Source organism: Actinomadura montaniterrae (genome assembly GCF_008923365.1).
GTDB lineage: Bacteria > Actinomycetota > Actinomycetes > Streptosporangiales > Streptosporangiaceae > Spirillospora > Spirillospora montaniterrae.
In genome coordinates, this window is record NZ_WBMR01000007.1 from 1 (window position 1) to 16,415 (window position 16,415).

The window sequence follows — 16,415 nt, forward strand, 5'->3', positions numbered from 1 at the left end:
GGCCGCCTCAAGCAATGGCGCGGCATCGCCACCCGCTTCGACAAGCTCGCCCGCAACTACAGAGCGGCAATCGTCCTAGTCACAGCACTGCTCTGGATCAACGCATGATCCACTGGACACGACCTAGGCCTGGGCCTGGGCCTGGGCCTGGAGGGCGCGCGAGATGCCGAGGCCGGCGGTACGGAGGGCGGCGGTGAACCGGACGATGTTCATGCGGCAGGTGGGCGCGGTGATCGAGAGGGCGGCCGCGAGGGTCGTGGGCGTGCTGAAGACGGGGACGGCGACGCTCATGTAGCCGAGCCTCGTCTCCTCGACCTCGACCGCCAGCCGTTCATCGCGGGCCTTGTCGAGCTGCGCGCGCAGCAGCCCGGGCTGCACGATCGTCTTGCGGGTGAGCGGCCGCAGGCCGTTGTCCAGAACCTCGCGGAACAGCGACGGCGGCGAGAACGCGAGGATCACCTTCCCCGTCGCGGTGCAGTACAGCGGGAGGCGACCGGCGACGCGCGACCGCTTCTGGATGCCGCGCTTCTCGACGTACAGCACGTCGAGGCCGTCGTGGATCGCGAAGTGGACGGCCTCCTGCGTGGCGATCAGCAGGTCCTCCATGTACGGGAGGGCGGCTTCGCGCAGGGTGCGCTGCCGGGGCACCCGCTGGCCGATCTCGAACAGCCGCAGGCCGAGGCGGTAGCGGTTGCCGACCCGCTCCAGGACTCCCCACTCGAGGAGTTCCTGGGCGAGCCGGTGCACGCTGGCCTTCGCCACTCCGGACCGCCGTACCAGCTCGGCCAGGGAGAGGACGTCGTCCTCCGCGGTGAAGGACTCGATGATCAGCCGTGCCTTGCCGAGGACGGAGTTCATCGCGTCGGCGTCGTGCTGCGGGGCGAGCGGGAGATCTGTTGCGGGGCGGGCGAACGGAACCACGGTCATAACGCGAACCTCGCGATGAGATCGGCTACCTCGATGGAGTGCAGCTCCATTAATGGGACCATGCCGCCCTCGATGACCGCAATGGTCGGATCGTCGAGACGTCCTGCCAGAGACGCCAGCTCGGGGAAGCTGAACGGGTCGGCCGACGCGCCGACGCACAGCACGGGGCAGCGGACGAGACCGATCCGCTCCTCCATGCGGTAGGCGCTGACCGCCTCGTGTCCCTTCTCCGCGTCCGGGCCGAGGACCAGCACGTCCCGGATCAGCCGGTTGAACACGTCCGGGCGGTCCGTGGGGTAGAAGGGCTGCCGGCGCCGCCATATCTCCGTGAGATGACCTCCGTCGGGGTCGGTCTCCAGGTGCTCGATCGGCGGGCGGTGCCGCCGCGCCTCGCGCGCGGCGGCATCGACGTACGGGGTGGAGGACAGCACCAGCCGCTCGACGCGCTCCGGCGCCCGCGCCGCCGCCTCGACCGCGACGACGCCGCCGGTGTGGTGGCCGGCCAGCGTCGCGCGGTCCAGGCCCAGCGCGTCGAGGAACTCCAGGACGGCGGCGGCGTACGTCTCGATGCTGTGCTCGGCGAGCGGCGCGGAGGCGCCGAAGCCGATCGTGTCCATGGCGATCGCGCGGTGCGTCCGGCCGAGGAGGGGGAGCACCTCGCGGTACTCGTCCCAGGAGCGCGGCGTCTGGTGCAGGAGCACGACGGGCGCGCCGGAGCCGTACTCGGCGTAGTGCACCTGCCCGAAGGACGTGTCGGCGTACCCCTTGCGGATCATCGCGCCTCTGCGAGGAACGCGAGGCTGATCGGGTTGTACCGGCCCGCCTGCTCGTGCTGGGGCCAGTGCCCGCACTCGTTGAAGATCTCCAGCCGCGCGCCGGGGATGGCGTCGGCGATCGCCTGCGCCTCCGGGACGTCGCCGAACGGGTTCTTGTTGCCCCAGACCACCAGCGTGGGCGCGGTGATCCGGGGCATCCGGTCGGGGCGGAGCAGGTTGCGCTCGCGGATCTCCACCTCCTGCAGGGCCAGCAGGTTCGGCAGGTTCTTCTGGAAGTCCGGCCGGTGGTAGATGGCGTAGCGCACCTCGGTGAGCTCGTCGCCGAACTCCTCGTCCCATTCGGCCCACAGCAGCCGCAGTCTGCTGCGGGTGAGCTCGACGTCGTCCTCCAGGGAGGCGGCGGTGGTCGTCTTCTTCAGGCGCTCCATGACCTCCGGATTGATCTTGGTGCCGCCCATGCACAGCAGTTGCAGAGACGCGACCCGTTCCGGGTGCTCGCTCGCGGCCCACGCCGACACCCAGCCGCCGAGCGACTCGCCGACCAGGTGCGCGCGTTCGGCGCCGACGGCGTCGAGGTAGGCGATCAGGTGGTCGACGTAGGCGGGGATCTCCTGCGGCACGTCCGGCTTGCCGGTGTAGCCGTGGCCCAGCATGTCGATCGCGTGGCAGCGGTAGTGCCGGGCGTGCTCGGGGACGTTGCGGACGAACGCCTCCAGGTGGCCGCTGGTGCCGTGCAGGAAGACGACGTGCTCGCCGTCTTCCGGCCCGGCCTGCAGCGCCCGGGTCCTGATCCCGCCCGCGTCGACGTACGCGTGCCGGTAGTCGACGTCGGCCAGTGCGTTCCAGATGCTCATGCGGGGACCTCTCCGTGGGGCTGTGGCTCGATGACGGCGACGGCCATGCCGGTGAGCCATTCCGGGATGACCTCGTAGGCGAGCCGCCGGCCGGGGACGTGGCCGAGCGCGGCGGCCATGACCAGCCAGGTGCGCACCTCCTGCGCGCCGTTGCCGGCGACCTCTTCGAGGCGTTCGGTGGTGTACGCGGTGATGCGGTGCAGCTCGCCCTTCTCGACCATGGTCAGGAGCTCGTCGTCGAACTCCGGGTTGATCGCCGCCCGGGCGGCCCGGACGATCTCGCGGCGCCGCCCGTCGTACTCCTGCCAGTTGTTCCGCCCGTCGAGCCAGGCCCGGACCATGAACTCCTCGTCCTCGCCGTCCGGGCTGCGCCAGTCCGGCCACGGCAGCCGGTGCGACAGGCCGCCGGAGCCGATCACCGCGATGCGGCGGTCGCCGGGGAACGCCTCGACGGCCTCCCGGATCGCGCGGCCCAGCGCGTCGCAGCGGGCGAGCGCGGGCAGCGGGGGCGCGAAGACGTTGATGACGATCGGGACGATCCGCACGTCCAGCCCGGCGAGCAGGTACTGGATCGCGTGCGACTGGCCGTGGTCGATCTGCAGCCGGGCCGAGAAGGCGACGTCGAAGCCGCCGCCTTCCACGAGGGCGCCGGCGACGTACCGGGCCAGCTCCTCGTCGACCGGCTGCGGGCCCTTCGGCGTGCCGGACTCGCCGCTCGCGACGCACTCGCCCACCCCGATCGTGAAGCTCGGGATGAGGTCCAGCCAGAACCCGCGGAAGTGGTTCGAGCCCACCAGGACGACGGTGTCCGGCCGGGCCGCGGCGATCCGGTCCCGCGCGGCGTACAGGGCGTCGCGGAACCGGCCGGCCTCGTCCTTGTGGACCGTCTCCTCCCAGTGCGTGTTCATCAGCGTGCTGTGCGACGCGCCGACACCGAGCACGATCTCGCTCACAGTCCCACCTCCGACCGGGTACGGGTGACGGTGTCGACCGCCGTGCGGACGAGGAGCCGGGTGAGGCGTTCCATCTCCCGGACGTCGACGGTGTTCATCCCCATGGCGAAATCGATCTCGAAGGGCGCGTCGGTGACCTTCGGCATGCCGATCCGCACGGTCGGGACGCCCCGGTTGCGCAGGATGTTGGCGTCGGTCGCGCCGCTGTTGCCGCGGATCACCTCGTGCGGGCGGCCCTCCAGTGCCTCCCAGGCGGCGATCGCGCTGCGGGACGCCCACATGTCCGGGTCGGACGCGGTGCCCGGGATGGCGAGAACCATCTCCGACGCCAGCTCGACGCCGGGCAGTTCGGCGCGGATCCCCTGGAGCGCGGCGGCGAACTCCCGCTTGGCCCGCATCGGCGTCGTCCGGGGGCTCAGCCGCAGATCGACCAGCAGCCGGCAGGAGGCCGGGGTGACCGCCGCCATCCGCGGCCGCCCCGCCTCGATCGCGGCGACGATGCCCTGCGGGGCGACCGTGCCCTCGGTGTGCCGCTCGGCGTACTCGGCGAACCAGCGCTCCAGCCGCACGGCGACCTCGCCCGCGCGGGCGATCGCGTTGTCGTACGGCAGCCGGTGCCGGGATCCGACGTACGTGTGGATCCCGCGTACGGTCACCTCGAACCAGGCGAGCCCGACCTCCTCCCACGACACGGTCCAGCCGGGCTTGGCGATCACCGCGAAGTCGGTCCAGTGCCCCTGTTCCAGGAGGAAGGAGCAGCCGGCGCCCTGGCCCGTGTTGCGCCGGGCGCCGCCGTCGAGCGCGTTCGTGGGCATGCCCCCGGCGCCGAACGCGACGAGCAGGTCCCCGGTCAGCGGCAGCCCCGCCTGGTGAATGGCCTCGGCGGCCATCATCACGCAGGCGGCGTGCCCTTTCGGATTGGACGCTCCGAGCCCGATCACGAGATCGCCCACGACGCGGGCGGCGGGCCGCATGTCGGGCCGCAGGTCAGGACCGGTCCACGGAGCGTCCTCGGCCGCGTCGCCGGTGGTCAGCGTGTCGACCGGGGCGTACAGCATCAGGTCGGGACCGGTGCCGTCGCCGTGGAGCCGCCCCCACGCGTTGGCCTGCCGGTCGTCGAGCGGCTGCGTCGCCGCCGTGATGCCGGCCGCGCCGAGCGCGCCCGCGATGTGCTCGGCCAGCGGCCCCTCGCCGCCGGTGGGGCTGGGCTCGTTCACGAGGCCGACGACCAGCTCGCGCAGCCGCGCCGCGGTGACGTGCTTCCAGGCCGCCGCGACCAGGTCCCGGCGCCGCTCGTCCAGCCCCTCCAGCCCGCTCACTGGTTGATCCGGTGGACCTGGGTGTTGCTGGTACGGGCGATCCAGCGCCACAGCCGCGGCGCCGCCGCCGCGAGGGCCGCGCCGATGATCAGGGTCAGCAGGGTACGTCGCATGGAAGACTCCTCAGAGGTCACTTGGCGCCGATCTCGGCCCGCTTCTTGGCGGTCTCCTCTTCGGCGAGGGTGCGCCAGGCGGTGAGGGACACGTCGGGGCGGTAGAGCTTCTCCGGCGGCGCGTCCGTCACGTCGACCATCCACGCGTCCTGGCCGGAGAACTGGCCGTGGAAGAGCCAGCGGATCGCGCCGAGGTACTTGGCGTAGAAGCCGAGGCTCTTCCAGCCCTCGGTGAAGTTGACCATGACGCCGACGTACTGGTGGTGGTCGGCGTCGACCGGGACGTAGAACTCGTAGTGGATGAATCCCGGGTAGGCGATGCGCAGCATGCCCGGCATGGCCAGCGAGGCGAAGCCGGGGAACCCGTACGACTCGATGACCGGGTCGACCTTCTTCGGCTTGCCGGTGTTGCCGAGGTTGAAGGTCTCCTTGGGCGGCTGGAACTTCCACCAGCGCTTGGTCGTCCACCGGCCCACGCCGGGGAAGTCCGCCTCCCAGTGCACCTCGTCCTGCACCCGGTAGATCCACCGGCCCTCCGGCACGATCCTGGTGATGTTCCAGGTGGGCATCGGCTTGAATAGCCGCCACAGCGACGTCCGGTGCAGGTACTTCGCGTGCCCCTCGTCGAAGCCGTTCTCGCACGCGAACCGCCAGTTCCCGGTCCGCGGCTCGATGCGGCCGCCCAGCATGAAGGAGTTGCCGAGGAGTTCCTCGGGCAGCTGCGAGTCGAGCGAATGCGGTTCCTCGCCGGCGAGCGGGACGTACACCCACACCATGCCGAGGCGTTCGTCCACCGGGTAGGTCTGCACCCGCACCTTGCCGCAGATCCGCGACTCGGGGCCGTCGGTGATGACGGCGCACAGCTCTCCGTCGCCGAGGCGGAACGTCCACCCGTGGTACGGGCAGCTGAGCGTGCCGGGGAACTGCTGGTCGCCGAACGACAGGGGGACACCGCGGTGCGGGCAGCGGTCGTGCAGCGCGTGCACCTTCCCGTTGTCCCGGACCAGCGCGATCTTCTCGCCGCAGAGGGTGACCGCGAGGGGCTTCCCGTTCACGTGGCTCGACCAGGTGACCGGGTACCAGTACCCGCGAAAGCCGGTGGCGGCGGCGTTGTACTCGGGCCACGACGACCAGTCCTGCCGGCCGGGTCGCTTGGGCCGCCGTGCCGGCGCGCGGGTGTCCCCGGCCCCGGAAACGGACGAGTCGAGCTCGGTCATGCGTCGTCCTCCCGAAATCAGCTAGCGATGTCGAGATGATCGGACGCCGGACGGGTCCTGCCTACGGGAACGTTTCGCTCAGCAGACCGCTGCCGCCGGGACGCCGCCGCGGACGAGGATCCGGAACGGTCCGGTGAGTGGACCTCCGCTCATGCGGCGCAGGTGCCGAGCACCTTACGGTTCAGCGAACTCCGGCCTACGCCGAATCCACGCCGGGGTTCCCGGCCCACTGCCATCGAGGTGCTCTATGAAAGCACGGCCCACCTTCTGGCGCGCCGCCGCCGTTCTCACACTGTTCATGACCATTCCCGCCTGCAGCGCCGGCTCGACCGACTCCGGGGGTGCCGGAAACGCCGCCGGGCCCAAGGTCCGCTTCGCGGTCGGCATCGACGCGGCGTACGCCCCCGTGTTCGTCGCCCAGGAGAAGGGGCTGTTCGCCAAGCACGGCGTCAACGTCGACGTGGTCCAGTTCGGCAAGGGCGGCGACGCCGTCGACGCGATCGCCTCCGGCCAGATCCAGCTGGCCGGCAGCTCGGACACGACGGCGATCGGCAAGCTCCAGCAGAACCCCGACCTCCGGGCGCTCCTCGTCTACGAGCGGTCCGGGAAGTTCCTGAAGGTCGTCGAGCGCAAGAGCATCGGGGACCCGTCGCAGATCAAGAAGATGGCGACCGTGCCCGGCCTGTCGGAGATCGCCGCGACGCGGTTCCTCGAGTCCAAGAAGATCGACCCGAAGAAGGTCACGTTCGTCACCGCCGACCCGCCGGAGATCCCGGCGCTGCTGCAGAAGGGCAGCGTCGACGCCTACGTCCTCTGGGAGCCGTGGCCGGCCAAGGGCACGCAGCTCGGCGGGAAGATCGTCGAGACCAGCGGGGACTACGGCCTGTCCTATGTCCAGTGGCTCATCGCCGGCAACAAGTGGCTCAACGCCAACCAGGAAACGGCCGCCAAGGTCGCCGCGGCGCTCGACGAGGCGGCCAAGCTCACCGAGAGCGATCCGCAGGCGGCGGCGCAGGCGACGCAGAAGATCGCGAAGATCCCGGTCGAGCAGACCCTCACCGCGGTCAAGGAGATCGACTTCGGGGTCCGCGACATCACCGCCGCCGACATGGCGGGGTACGAGCAGACCGCCGGGTTCTTCCTCCAGACCGGCAAGACCAAGGCGAAGCCGGACGTGAACACCGCCGTGCTCCAGAACTGGTTCTCCCAGCACGCGGGGAAGTGAGGACGCCGTGACGACCGAGATCGACCGAGACGCCGCCCGCGGCGCGGCCACGCGCATCGACGGCGTGCGCATCAGCTTCGGCTCCTACGACGCCGTCAAGGACATCTCCCTCCAGGTCGCCGCAGGCGAGTTCCTGTGCCTGCTCGGCCCGAGCGGGTGCGGCAAGTCGACCCTGCTGTCCGCGCTGGCCGGGTTCACCCCGGCCACCGCCGGCACCGTCTCCGTCGACGGCCGGCCCATCGACGGGCCGTCGCCGGAACGCGGCATGGTCTTCCAGAGCAGCGAGGCGCTGTTCGACTGGCTCACCGTCCGGCAGAACGTCGCGTTCGGCCCCCGCATGCGCGGCATGTCCCGCGCGAAGCAGGCGGCCCTGGCGGACGAGTACCTCGGGCTCGTCGGCCTGCGCGGGTTCGCCGACAAGTTCCCGGACCAGCTGTCGGGGGGCATGCGGCAGCGGGTGCAGATCGCCCGGGTCCTGGCGAACCGGCCCCGCATCGTGCTCATGGACGAGCCGTTCGGCGCGCTGGACGCCCAGACCCGGCAGGTCATGCAGGAGGAGATGGACCGCATCTGGCGGGAGTCCGGATGCACCGTCGTCTTCGTCACCCACGACATCGACGAGGCGATCATCCTCGGCGACCGCATCGCGGTCATGACGGCGGGCCCGGCGGCGTCGATCAAGAACGTCTACGACGTGAAGCTGCCCCGGCCCCGCGACGAGACGTCCCCGGACGCGATCGCGCTCCACCAGAAACTGCGACAGGACATCGGCCAGGAGGTCCGCGCGGCCCTGCGGGAGCAGGGCCTCGCCTCCGGAGAGGAGGACGGGTGACCACCGTAGACACCGCCCAGCAGGGGGACACCGTCCCCCGGGTCCGCAGCCGGCTTCCCCGCGCGGCGTCCGGCCGGATCCGCACCGTCGCCATGTACGCGATCTCCGTCGCCGTCGGCATCGGGGTCTGGCAGCTCCTCGCGATGCGGTACGGTTCCGCGCTGGTCGCCTCACCGGCGCAGACCGTGAAGGCGGCCAAGGAGCTCGCCTCCGACGGCACGCTGGGGAACTCCGTCATCGCCTCCGGCCGCCGCATCCTCATCGGCTGGGGCCTCGGCGTGGCCGTCGGCGTGCCCGTGGGCCTGCTCATGGGCCGCCTCCCCGTGATCCGGCTGCTGCTCGATCCGTACATCGAGTTCTTCCGGTTCATCCCGCCGATCGCCTTCGTCACCCTCGCGGTGGTGTGGCTCGGCATCGGGGAGTCCTCGAAGATCGTGCTGATCTTCTACACGTCCGTCTTCATCGTCACGCTCAACACCATCGCCGGCGTGCTCTCGATCGACGAGTCCAAGCTCCGCGCCGCCACCAGCCTGGGCGCGAACCGATGGCAGGTCATGCGGAGCATCGTGCTGCCCGCCACGGTGCCGCACATCGTCACGGGCGCCCGCCTGGCGATGGGGAACTCCTTCCTGACCATCGTCTCGGCCGAGATCGTGGCCGCGCAGGTCGGCCTCGGCGCGCTGATCTGGACGTCGCGGAACTACGGCCGCATCGACTGGGTGTTCGTCGGCATCATCACGCTCGGCATCCTCGGGTTCGTCTTCGACCGGGTGCTGCGCATCGTCTCCTCCCGTGTTCTACGCCGATATGGGGTGAAGCTGTGATCGCGGAGAAGAAGTCCCGCGCGCTCGTCCTCGACGAGTTCGGATCGCCGCCGCGGATCGTGGAGCGGCCCGTGCCCGCGCGGTCGCCGGGCGAGACGCTCGTCCGGGTGCGGGCCGCGGCGGTCGGCCATCTCGACCTGAACGTCATCGACGGCCGGTTCGGCATCCTGCCCGAACCGCCGTTCGTGCCGGGCACCGACGCGTGCGGCACGGTCATCGAATCGGACGTCCACCCGGAGGGCGCACTGGTGCGCCTGCGGGGGGCCGGAGTGGGGCTGCGCCGTGACGGCGGCTGGGCCGAGTACGCGGTCGTCCCCGACAAGGCCGCCACCGCCACCCTCCCGGACGCGGACCCCGCCGTCGCCTGCTCCTTCTTCTCTCCGGCGGGCGCCGCCTGGGCGGCCGTGCACGACGTGGCGGCGATCCGCGAGGGGGAGCGGGTCATCGTGACCGGCGCGGCCGGAGCCGTCGGATCCGTGGCGGTCCAGCTGGCCGCGCGCGCCGGCGCGGAGGTGATCGGCGTCGTCGGCCGGCCGGCCAAGCTGCCGCACGTCCCGGCCGGGGCCAAGGCGATCCTCGCCCGCGATCTGTCGGAGGAGGCACTGGGCGGCCGTGTCGACGCGCTCGTCGACACGGTCGGAGGGACGGTGCTGACCGCCGCGCTCGCGCTCGTCCGGCCCGGCGGACGCGCCGCCCTGGTCGGCTACTCGGCGGGGCGGGAGCTCACCGTCGACCTCGCGGAATGGCTGCTCGCCGACGTCGCGCTGCTGCCGGTCAACCTGATGACCCGTGCCCGGGACCTCGCCGAGGTGGGCGAGCGGCTCCTCGCCGAGATCACCGCCGGGGACCTGACCCTCAACGTGGAGCGGTACGGCCTCGACCGGTTCGAGGACGCCATCGAACGGCTGCGGACCGGCGCGGCCGTCGGGAAGGTCGCCCTGACGATGGACTGACCGGGCCCCGTCACGGGGACGGCGCCGCCGAGCGGACTGCCCGCTGGCGGCGCCGTCCCCGGTGCCGTCCCCGGCGCCGGACGCCATCGGCGTCCGGCGGGTCTCGAGCCGGTCAGGTGCGGCGCGACCCTTCGCCATCGGGTGACGGGGGCAGGGCCACGACGGCGTGCCCGCGGCAGCAGACGGTGCCGTCGTCGAGGGTCTCCTCCAGGTCGAGCGTGACCTCGCCGGTCGCGGCGTCGACCGTGCGCACGGTTCCGGTGACGGCGAGGCGGTCACCGGGAGACGCGGGCGCGCGGTTCTGCCATCCGAGCGCGCGGACGGCCCGGGGATCGCCGCCGGCGAATGCGGCCGCCGCCCGGTGGAGGAGGCAACCGTGCAGCTGCGCCATGACGACGGGGCCGGCCAGCCCCTCGGAGCGGGCGAACTCGGCGTCGTAGTGGATGCGGTGCGCGTTCCGCGTCACCGCGCCGAACCGCAGCAGCCGGACCGCGTCGGGCACCGCCCGGACGGGCCCGATCTCCGCGCCGGGCAGTGCCGGCCGGCCGCCGGCCGTGGTGGGGACGTCCTGGTCCGTCATCGGACGATGAACCTTTCCGTGACCTCGATGAGGACACCGCGCTCGGCCGTTCCGTAGGTCTTCTCGGCGGTCAGCAGCAGGAACCCGGTGCCGCGCCCCTTCCGCGCGACCTCCGTCAGCGTGCGCCGCACGTCGATCCGGTCGCCGGGCCGTACGTCGGCGATCCAGCGCACGTCCTGGCCACCGGCCATCAGGGCGACGTCCAGTCCGTCCGTCCCCGGAACCTCGTCGCGGTACATCCCGTCCGGGCGGAACTCCTCGTCGCCGGCGCCCGGCACGCCGCGGAGCAGGCTGACGACGTACATCGGGTGGACGACGAAGCCGGCGTCTTCCGGGTCGACCAGGCACGCGGAGGTCTCCCCGGCGGCCCGCGCGAACTCGGCGGCCTCGGCCGCCCGTACGACGCCGAGCGAACGGTGCTCGACCCGGCCGACGAGGGCGCGAGCGCGCCGCTCGGCGAGGTCGACCGCAGTGGCCACGGCTTCCAACGGCACCTCCTGGTGTGATCACCTTGCGGCGCACGCTACGCACGGCGCCCGCCGCCGGTAAGGACCGCGGACCGCTCAGCGGACCGAGAGGCTTCGGCGCGCGGGCGCGGCGGCGCGAGGATCTCCGTCATGGACATCCAACCGGCTCCCGAGGGGGCGTACGCCGACGCCGACGGCGTGAAGTACCACTACCTGCGCATGGGCGCGGGCAGCCCGACGATCTTCCTGCACGGCGGCGGACCGGGCTGCACGGCCTGGTCGGACTTCGGTCCCGTCGCGCCGATGTTCGCGCGCGACCGCGAGTGCTTCCTGGTCGACATCCTGCAGTACGGCAAGTCGGAGAAGTGCGTCATCACCGGGCCGATGTGGGACTTCCACGCCGCGAAGACCGTCGCGCTCATGGACGCGCTCGACATCGCCCGGGCCGACTTCGTCTGCAACTCCTGGGGCGGGACGATCGCGCTCAACCTGGCGGCGAAGTACCCCGAGCGGGTGCGCTCGCTGGTGGTCACCGGAAGCATGCCGGTCTTCTACGGCCCGCTCGCGCCGCTGCCCGAAGGGGCCCGCCGCGGCCGCAAGGCCCGCGACGCCTACTACGGCGGCACTGGTCCGTCGTGGGAGAAGATGCGCGATCTCATAGCGCGGCTGGAGTGGTACGACCGGGAGGCGGTCCCGGATGAGACCGTCTCCCTGCGCTACCAGCAGAGCCTCGACCCGGAGGAGATGGCGCTCGCCGCGGACGCGGACAACCCGCGCGGTGACTGGCAGGACCTCACCGACGAGCTGGGGCGCCTCATGGTCCCCGTGCTTTTCGCCTGGGGGATGCACGACGCGTTCCTCACCCCCGACTATCCCCTGATGCTCGCCCGGATGGTGCCGCGCGGCCACCTGTACGTCATGGACCACACCTCCCACCACCTGCAGGAGGAGCGGCCGCACGACTTCTACTCCGTCGTCACCGGTTTCCTGAACCAGGCCCACGACCGCTGACCCCCATCTGGAGCCCGTCCAGGCCCATGAGGCGAGCGTCGTCCGTCGTAGTGCTCGGCGCCGAGGGCTCGCCCCATGGGCCATCCCGGCGGCGGGGCGCTTGCGGTCCGGCCAAGGCCGCGTTCCTGTGCGTGTTCGAACCGCGTCCAGGGACGCCTTTCCGGCAGTCGAACTCTGAGCGGATTTCCCCCGGCCGTGTGACAAACGGTTCGGTCAGCGGACCCGAAGGGTTTTGTGGCACTGCCGCCCGCCTGATCATACCGGGGATCGGCGTCCGTATCGTCCCAGGAGGTCAGTTGTCACTCTCCATGCGGGGTCCCAATAGGCGGCGAATCCTTGCCGCTGCCGTCAATGTGTTCGTGCTCGTGGTGGCCGTTGTCGCCGCCTCCACGGCGCAGGCTTCGCCGCGCCCGATGAACGTCCCCTCCAAGGCGGCCGCCACGTCTCCGGCGATGTCATGCGCGCAAGCCGCGCGGCTGGACCTGACCGGTGTACCGGGCGCACCGGCGAACATCGCCTCGGCGACCATCGTCGCCGCCGCCGACAATCCCCTCGGCAAGTGGGAGGCCTGCGAGGTCAAGGGGGTCATCGCGCCGCAGATCCAGTTCGATGTGCTGCTGCCCACCGAGACGTGGGCGGGGCGCTACCTGCAGACCGGCTGTGGCGGCTTCTGCGGCACCGCCCGCCTGGACGCCCAGGCGACCTTCGGCTGCACCCCGCTCACCAACGGGACGTTCGCGGTGGCCTGGGACAACGAGGGCCACTACGGAACCACCATGACCGATGGGCTCTTCGGCGCCGACCCGCAACTGCGAGTCGACTTCGGCTACCGCTCCCAGCACCTGACCTCCATCGTGGCCAAGGAGATCGTCAAGCGCTTCTACGGCCGGTCGGCGTCGCACTCCTACTTCACGGGCTGCTCGGAGGGCGGCGACCAGGCCATGACCGAGGCACAGCGCTACCCCGAGGACTTCGACGGCATCGTCGCCGGCGCCCCCGCCTCGAACATGACCGCGCTGGCGATCTGGGACCAGGGGTGGAACGGCAAGGCCATACTGGACGCCGACGGCAACTCGACCCTCACCCAGGACGACCTCAAGTCGCTGCATGCGGCCGTGGTCAGCGCCTGTGACGCCCAGGACGGTACCCGAGACGGGCTGATCAGCGACTCGATGGACTGCTCGTTCGATCCGAAGAGCATCGCCTGCAAGAGCGACGGCGGCGGCTCGTCCGGCTTCTGCCTCGACCCGGCTCAACTCGAGTCGGTCCGCAAGATCTACGGTGGGGCGCGGGACAACAAGAACCGGCTGATGTACCCGGGTGCCCAACCCCGCGGTTCGGAAGGCAACTGGGCGGGCTGGCTCGTTCCCTACACGCAGGGCGCGCTGTCGAACCAGGCCAGTTTCGCCGTCAACACATTGCGCTGGCTCGCCTATCCCGAGGCGCGGCCGTCGATGACGCTGAAGGACGTCCAGTTCACCGAGGCGAACTTCCGGGAGATCATGGGCCGCGTCTCCGGGATCTACGACTCCACGGACCCGGACCTGAGCGAGTTCCGGCGGCACGGCGGCAAGCTGATCATGTGGCAGGGCGAGGCCGACCCGGCGGTGCCGCCGGCCGGGACCGTCGCGTACTACCAGGCGGTCACCGAGCGCATGGGCGGGTTGGCCCGCACCCAGGAGTTCGCCCGGCTGTTCATGCTGCCGGGCGTGGCCCACTGCAGCGGCGGCGAGGGGCCCGACAAGTTCAACGGGCTCGGTGCGGTGGTCGACTGGGTCGAGGGCGGCCGGGCACCGAACAGCATGATCACCAGCAAGGTGGACTCCTCGGGATCGGTCACCGCGACCCGGCCCGCCTACCCGTGGCCGCTCATGGCGGTGGACACCACGGGGGGACCGGTCGACCAGGCGTCGAGCTACACGGCGCGGCCCCGCCGGTCCGCGAACCAGTCCATCAGCTGGCTGGGCACCTTCCGCTCGGGCTATGAGAAGACCTGTGGCTGGATCAACGGCAAGTGGGTCTGCCGGAAGGGCAAGGCCTAGACGTCCTGTGTACGGACGTGCTGAATACGCGAGACCCAGTCCGATGATCTCGGAATGAAGGAGGGCCTCCGAGTGCCGGTGCGAGACGCGAAATGCACACCGGCGCCTCAGGAGGCCCTCCACCCTCGCCATATCCGCCGACCTGCAGGTTCGATTTCCACTCGGAATTCGACGGCTGTCACATGGTGATGGCCACGGTGCCTGACACCTTGCCGCCGGTGCGGGCTTCGAGTGCCTGGGCTATGCGGGCGAAAGGGTAAGCGGTGGTGTTCAGGATCAGGCGCCGCTCGGTCAGGTCGGTGAGCAGGCGGTGGAAGACCTCTCCGGGGACGGGACGGCGGACCATGTTCAAGGGGAGCAGCCTGATGTCCTGGGCCAGGAAGGAAGGAAGATCGAGCGTGAGGGTCTTGCCGGCGACGTAGCCGATCAGAACGGCCCGTCCGCCGGGGCGCATGGCCGGCAGGAAGGCGGGCAGGGTGTCGCCGCCGATGGTGTCGAGCAGGAGGTCGACGCCTCCATCGGCGGCAGCCGTGCTCAGGCTCTCCGGTCCACGGCCGATGAGGACCTCATGGGCGGCCGGGGGTACGGAGGCGGCCTTCTTTTCGTCGCGTACCAGGGCCATGACGTGAGCGCCGGCCTGGGCCGCCAGTTGGACGGTCAGCGAGCCGACGCCACCGGAGGCGCCGGTGACCAGGACGCGCTCGTCCTCGGCGACGCGGCCGACCGGATCGACCGCGGCCCAGGCGGTGGTCATGGGCGAGTAGCAGGTGGCGGCGAGCGCCGCGTCCGCGTCATCGGGGATGGTCCGTACCGCGGTGAGCGGCGCGGTCACCTGCTCGGCCCAAGTACCGGGCCGTTCCAGTCCGACACCGCCGCCCCGGACCAGGACCCGGCGTCCAAGCAGCGATTCGCCGCCGGCGCTCACCCTGCCGATACCCGCGGTGCCGGGGATGAACGGCAACTCGGGGCGGTAGGCGAAGGTCCCGGACATCAGCGTGAGGTCCAGATGGGTGACCGCGGCGGCCTCCATGTCGACGGTCACCTCCTCGGCCGCAGGGCGCGGTGGCGCAACCTCCTCAACAGCCGGGGCGGTATTCCACCGGTGCAGGCGGGCAGCGAGCATGACGACTCCAATCCGCGGTCTCGGGGTCGCCGAGCTCTACCGATTGACACGAAGAGGTTCACAGGGCGGCGAAGTGGTGCGGCTCGGTCTCCGCGCGATCCTGTTTCAGCAGGCTAAGCGGTGAGTTCCTGCTGCTGGACGCCGGGGCTGACGGTCACGCAGGTGGACGTGGCCGCCGTCCACAACCCGGTCGCCGTAACCGACCTCTATTGGCGGGGAGCTCGGGCGTGGCGTTCGCTGTACAGGCGGCCCGCGATGGAGCCGAGGTGGACGACGACGCCGACGGCGACCAGCCAGGACATGATGACCATGACGACGCCGATGGAGCCGTAGCTCTGCTTGTTGGAGACGATCTCGTCGGAGAAGAAGCGGGACGAGAAGGCTCCCAGCCCCACCCAGAACAGGCCGGTGGCCAGGGCCGAGGGCAGCAGGGACATCCAGTCGGCGGCTTTCCCGAGCAGGACTTTCATCGTCCACCACCAGAACAGGACCGCCAGCGCCAGGCCGGTCAGGCCCTGGAGGATCGGTCCGACGAGGGGGCCGAGGGGGCCCAGGGCCCAGCTGAGGGCGACGTGCGCTGCGCCGTAGCCGAGGAGGCCGGCGAGCCAGGCGGCTTGGGCGCCCAGGTCCCGCAGGCCGCGGCCGGGCAGGTCGAACACCCGCCGGTACCAGCCCTGGAGTGTTCCTGCCACGGCCAGGGCTCCCAGGACCAGCAGGCATGCGCTGATCACGGTCGAGGAGCCGGTGGCGGGAGTGGCGGCGAACAGGCCGGCCACGGCGTGCGAGGCCGGTTCGTCCAGGCCCAGCCAACGGGTGACGACGGTGGCGGTGTCCTGGCCGGCCGCCGTGGTGATCACGATGAGGAACGGGAAGAAGCACAGGATCGCCAGCGCGGCCAGCTGGATGGAGTTGCCGAAGAAGTCGACCGCCGTCATCCGGGTCCACAGCGGGTTCTCCGTGACCGCCTTCAGGCGTGGGGCCGCCCACTCCCGGCTCGCCTGGTGGAGGGCGCGACGCCGGGGCCGAGGCGGTGGCCCGAGCCGGTGAACCCCGGACGGTTCGGCGCTCATGTGGCAGACCTTCCCTGGCACCGCACCGCCACCTACCAGCCAGCATACGCACCCCGCCCCGCCCGGCGCCGCCACGGTCCGGTCGTTCATGCGGGTCGTGGTCACCCACGAGCTTCTCCCGGCGATCGC

At 71.2% G+C, this 16,415-nt stretch carries 16 protein-coding genes; 6 read left to right on the plus strand and 10 right to left on the minus strand.

Annotated features, from left to right (window positions below; genetic code table 11):
• Positions 1 to 123: 123 nt before the first annotated feature.
• The 6 genes from F9B16_RS04365 to F9B16_RS04390 form a co-directional block, all read right to left on the minus strand.
• Complete coding sequence (locus tag F9B16_RS04365; RefSeq protein ID WP_151538516.1) at positions 124 to 927, minus strand: IclR family transcriptional regulator; 804 nt, start codon at positions 925 to 927, stop codon at positions 124 to 126.
• Complete coding sequence (locus tag F9B16_RS04370; RefSeq protein WP_151538517.1) at positions 924 to 1,703, minus strand: alpha/beta fold hydrolase; 780 nt, start codon at positions 1,701 to 1,703, stop codon at positions 924 to 926. Before F9B16_RS04370 ends, F9B16_RS04365 begins: the two co-directional genes overlap by 4 nt.
• Positions 1,700 to 2,557 carry an alpha/beta fold hydrolase gene (locus F9B16_RS04375; RefSeq protein WP_151538518.1) on the minus strand — a complete coding sequence of 286 codons (858 nt, stop codon included), beginning with the start codon at positions 2,555 to 2,557 and terminating at the stop codon, positions 1,700 to 1,702. The genes F9B16_RS04370 and F9B16_RS04375 overlap by 4 nt, the downstream gene beginning before the upstream one ends.
• A complete protein-coding gene (locus F9B16_RS04380) occupies positions 2,554 to 3,510 on the minus strand; it encodes a DODA-type extradiol aromatic ring-opening family dioxygenase (RefSeq protein WP_151538519.1) in 957 nt (318 codons plus the stop codon). The genes F9B16_RS04375 and F9B16_RS04380 overlap by 4 nt, the downstream gene beginning before the upstream one ends.
• On the minus strand, positions 3,507 to 4,829 hold the full coding sequence (locus F9B16_RS04385; RefSeq protein ID WP_151538520.1) for a M20 family metallopeptidase: 1,323 nt from the start codon (positions 4,827 to 4,829) through the stop codon (positions 3,507 to 3,509). The genes F9B16_RS04380 and F9B16_RS04385 overlap by 4 nt, the downstream gene beginning before the upstream one ends.
• A gap of 130 nt (positions 4,830 to 4,959) precedes the next feature.
• The gene (locus F9B16_RS04390; protein WP_151538521.1) at positions 4,960 to 6,159 is read right to left on the minus strand and encodes a Rieske 2Fe-2S domain-containing protein; all 1,200 of its coding nucleotides are present in this window, start codon (positions 6,157 to 6,159) and stop codon (positions 4,960 to 4,962) included.
• Between the two features lie 247 nt (positions 6,160 to 6,406).
• Here F9B16_RS04390 and F9B16_RS04395 point away from each other — a divergent pair, with 247 nt between their 5' ends.
• The 4 genes from F9B16_RS04395 to F9B16_RS04410 are packed head-to-tail and all read left to right on the plus strand — an operon-like array spanning position 6,407 to position 9,993.
• Positions 6,407 to 7,384: an ABC transporter substrate-binding protein gene (locus F9B16_RS04395; protein WP_151538522.1), complete on the plus strand. Its 978-nt coding sequence runs from the start codon at positions 6,407 to 6,409 to the stop codon at positions 7,382 to 7,384.
• Between the two features lie 7 nt (positions 7,385 to 7,391).
• On the plus strand, positions 7,392 to 8,216 hold the full coding sequence (locus F9B16_RS04400) for an ABC transporter ATP-binding protein (protein ID WP_225991343.1): 825 nt from the start codon (positions 7,392 to 7,394) through the stop codon (positions 8,214 to 8,216).
• Entirely contained in the window at positions 8,213 to 9,040 is an 828-nt protein-coding gene (locus tag F9B16_RS04405) for an ABC transporter permease (protein WP_225991344.1), read from the plus strand. Before F9B16_RS04400 ends, F9B16_RS04405 begins: the two co-directional genes overlap by 4 nt.
• Entirely contained in the window at positions 9,037 to 9,993 is a 957-nt protein-coding gene (locus F9B16_RS04410) for a quinone oxidoreductase family protein (protein WP_225991345.1), read from the plus strand. The genes F9B16_RS04405 and F9B16_RS04410 overlap by 4 nt, the downstream gene beginning before the upstream one ends.
• 112 nt (positions 9,994 to 10,105) lie before the next feature.
• On the opposite strand, the gene F9B16_RS04415 is transcribed toward F9B16_RS04410, so the two are convergent.
• Both F9B16_RS04415 and F9B16_RS04420 read right to left on the minus strand, forming a co-directional pair.
• Positions 10,106 to 10,573 carry a hotdog family protein gene (locus F9B16_RS04415; protein ID WP_151538523.1) on the minus strand — a complete coding sequence of 156 codons (468 nt, stop codon included), beginning with the start codon at positions 10,571 to 10,573 and terminating at the stop codon, positions 10,106 to 10,108.
• Complete coding sequence (locus F9B16_RS04420) at positions 10,570 to 11,052, minus strand: FAS1-like dehydratase domain-containing protein (protein WP_151538524.1); 483 nt, start codon at positions 11,050 to 11,052, stop codon at positions 10,570 to 10,572. Before F9B16_RS04420 ends, F9B16_RS04415 begins: the two co-directional genes overlap by 4 nt.
• A 138-nt stretch (positions 11,053 to 11,190) precedes the next feature.
• On the opposite strand from F9B16_RS04420, the gene F9B16_RS04425 reads away from it, so the two are divergent.
• Positions 11,191 to 12,051 (plus strand): alpha/beta fold hydrolase, encoded by an 861-nt coding sequence (locus F9B16_RS04425; protein WP_151538525.1) that lies wholly within the window; start codon positions 11,191 to 11,193, stop codon positions 12,049 to 12,051.
• A gap of 452 nt (positions 12,052 to 12,503) precedes the next feature.
• Positions 12,504 to 14,093, plus strand: coding sequence for a tannase/feruloyl esterase family alpha/beta hydrolase (locus F9B16_RS04430; RefSeq protein WP_192808618.1), 1,590 nt, complete (start codon positions 12,504 to 12,506; stop codon positions 14,091 to 14,093).
• 178 nt (positions 14,094 to 14,271) lie between these two features.
• On the opposite strand, the gene F9B16_RS04435 is transcribed toward F9B16_RS04430, so the two are convergent.
• Positions 14,272 to 15,135 carry a quinone oxidoreductase family protein gene (locus F9B16_RS04435; protein WP_192808619.1) on the minus strand — a complete coding sequence of 288 codons (864 nt, stop codon included), beginning with the start codon at positions 15,133 to 15,135 and terminating at the stop codon, positions 14,272 to 14,274.
• Positions 15,136 to 15,422: 287 nt separating this feature from the next.
• Complete coding sequence (locus F9B16_RS04440) at positions 15,423 to 16,286, minus strand: YhjD/YihY/BrkB family envelope integrity protein (RefSeq protein ID WP_192808620.1); 864 nt, start codon at positions 16,284 to 16,286, stop codon at positions 15,423 to 15,425.
• Between the last annotated feature and the right edge of the window lie 129 nt (positions 16,287 to 16,415).

What these genes read in the sequence shown, in the direction of transcription:
- F9B16_RS04425 (WP_151538525.1), top strand. Translation starts at nt 11,191, where the DNA reads ATGGACATCCAACCGGCTCCCGAGGGGGCGTACGCCGACGCCGACGGC.
- F9B16_RS04365 (WP_151538516.1), bottom strand. Translation starts at nt 927, where the DNA reads ATGACCGTGGTTCCGTTCGCCCGCCCCGCAACAGATCTCCCGCTCGCC.
- F9B16_RS04375 (WP_151538518.1), bottom strand. Translation starts at nt 2,557, where the DNA reads ATGAGCATCTGGAACGCACTGGCCGACGTCGACTACCGGCACGCGTAC.
- F9B16_RS04430 (WP_192808618.1), top strand. Translation starts at nt 12,504, where the DNA reads ATGTCATGCGCGCAAGCCGCGCGGCTGGACCTGACCGGTGTACCGGGC.
- F9B16_RS04440 (WP_192808620.1), bottom strand. Translation starts at nt 16,286, where the DNA reads ATGAGCGCCGAACCGTCCGGGGTTCACCGGCTCGGGCCACCGCCTCGG.
- F9B16_RS04390 (WP_151538521.1), bottom strand. Translation starts at nt 6,159, where the DNA reads ATGACCGAGCTCGACTCGTCCGTTTCCGGGGCCGGGGACACCCGCGCG.
- F9B16_RS04370 (WP_151538517.1), bottom strand. Translation starts at nt 1,703, where the DNA reads ATGATCCGCAAGGGGTACGCCGACACGTCCTTCGGGCAGGTGCACTAC.
- F9B16_RS04395 (WP_151538522.1), top strand. Translation starts at nt 6,407, where the DNA reads ATGAAAGCACGGCCCACCTTCTGGCGCGCCGCCGCCGTTCTCACACTG.
- F9B16_RS04415 (WP_151538523.1), bottom strand. Translation starts at nt 10,573, where the DNA reads ATGACGGACCAGGACGTCCCCACCACGGCCGGCGGCCGGCCGGCACTG.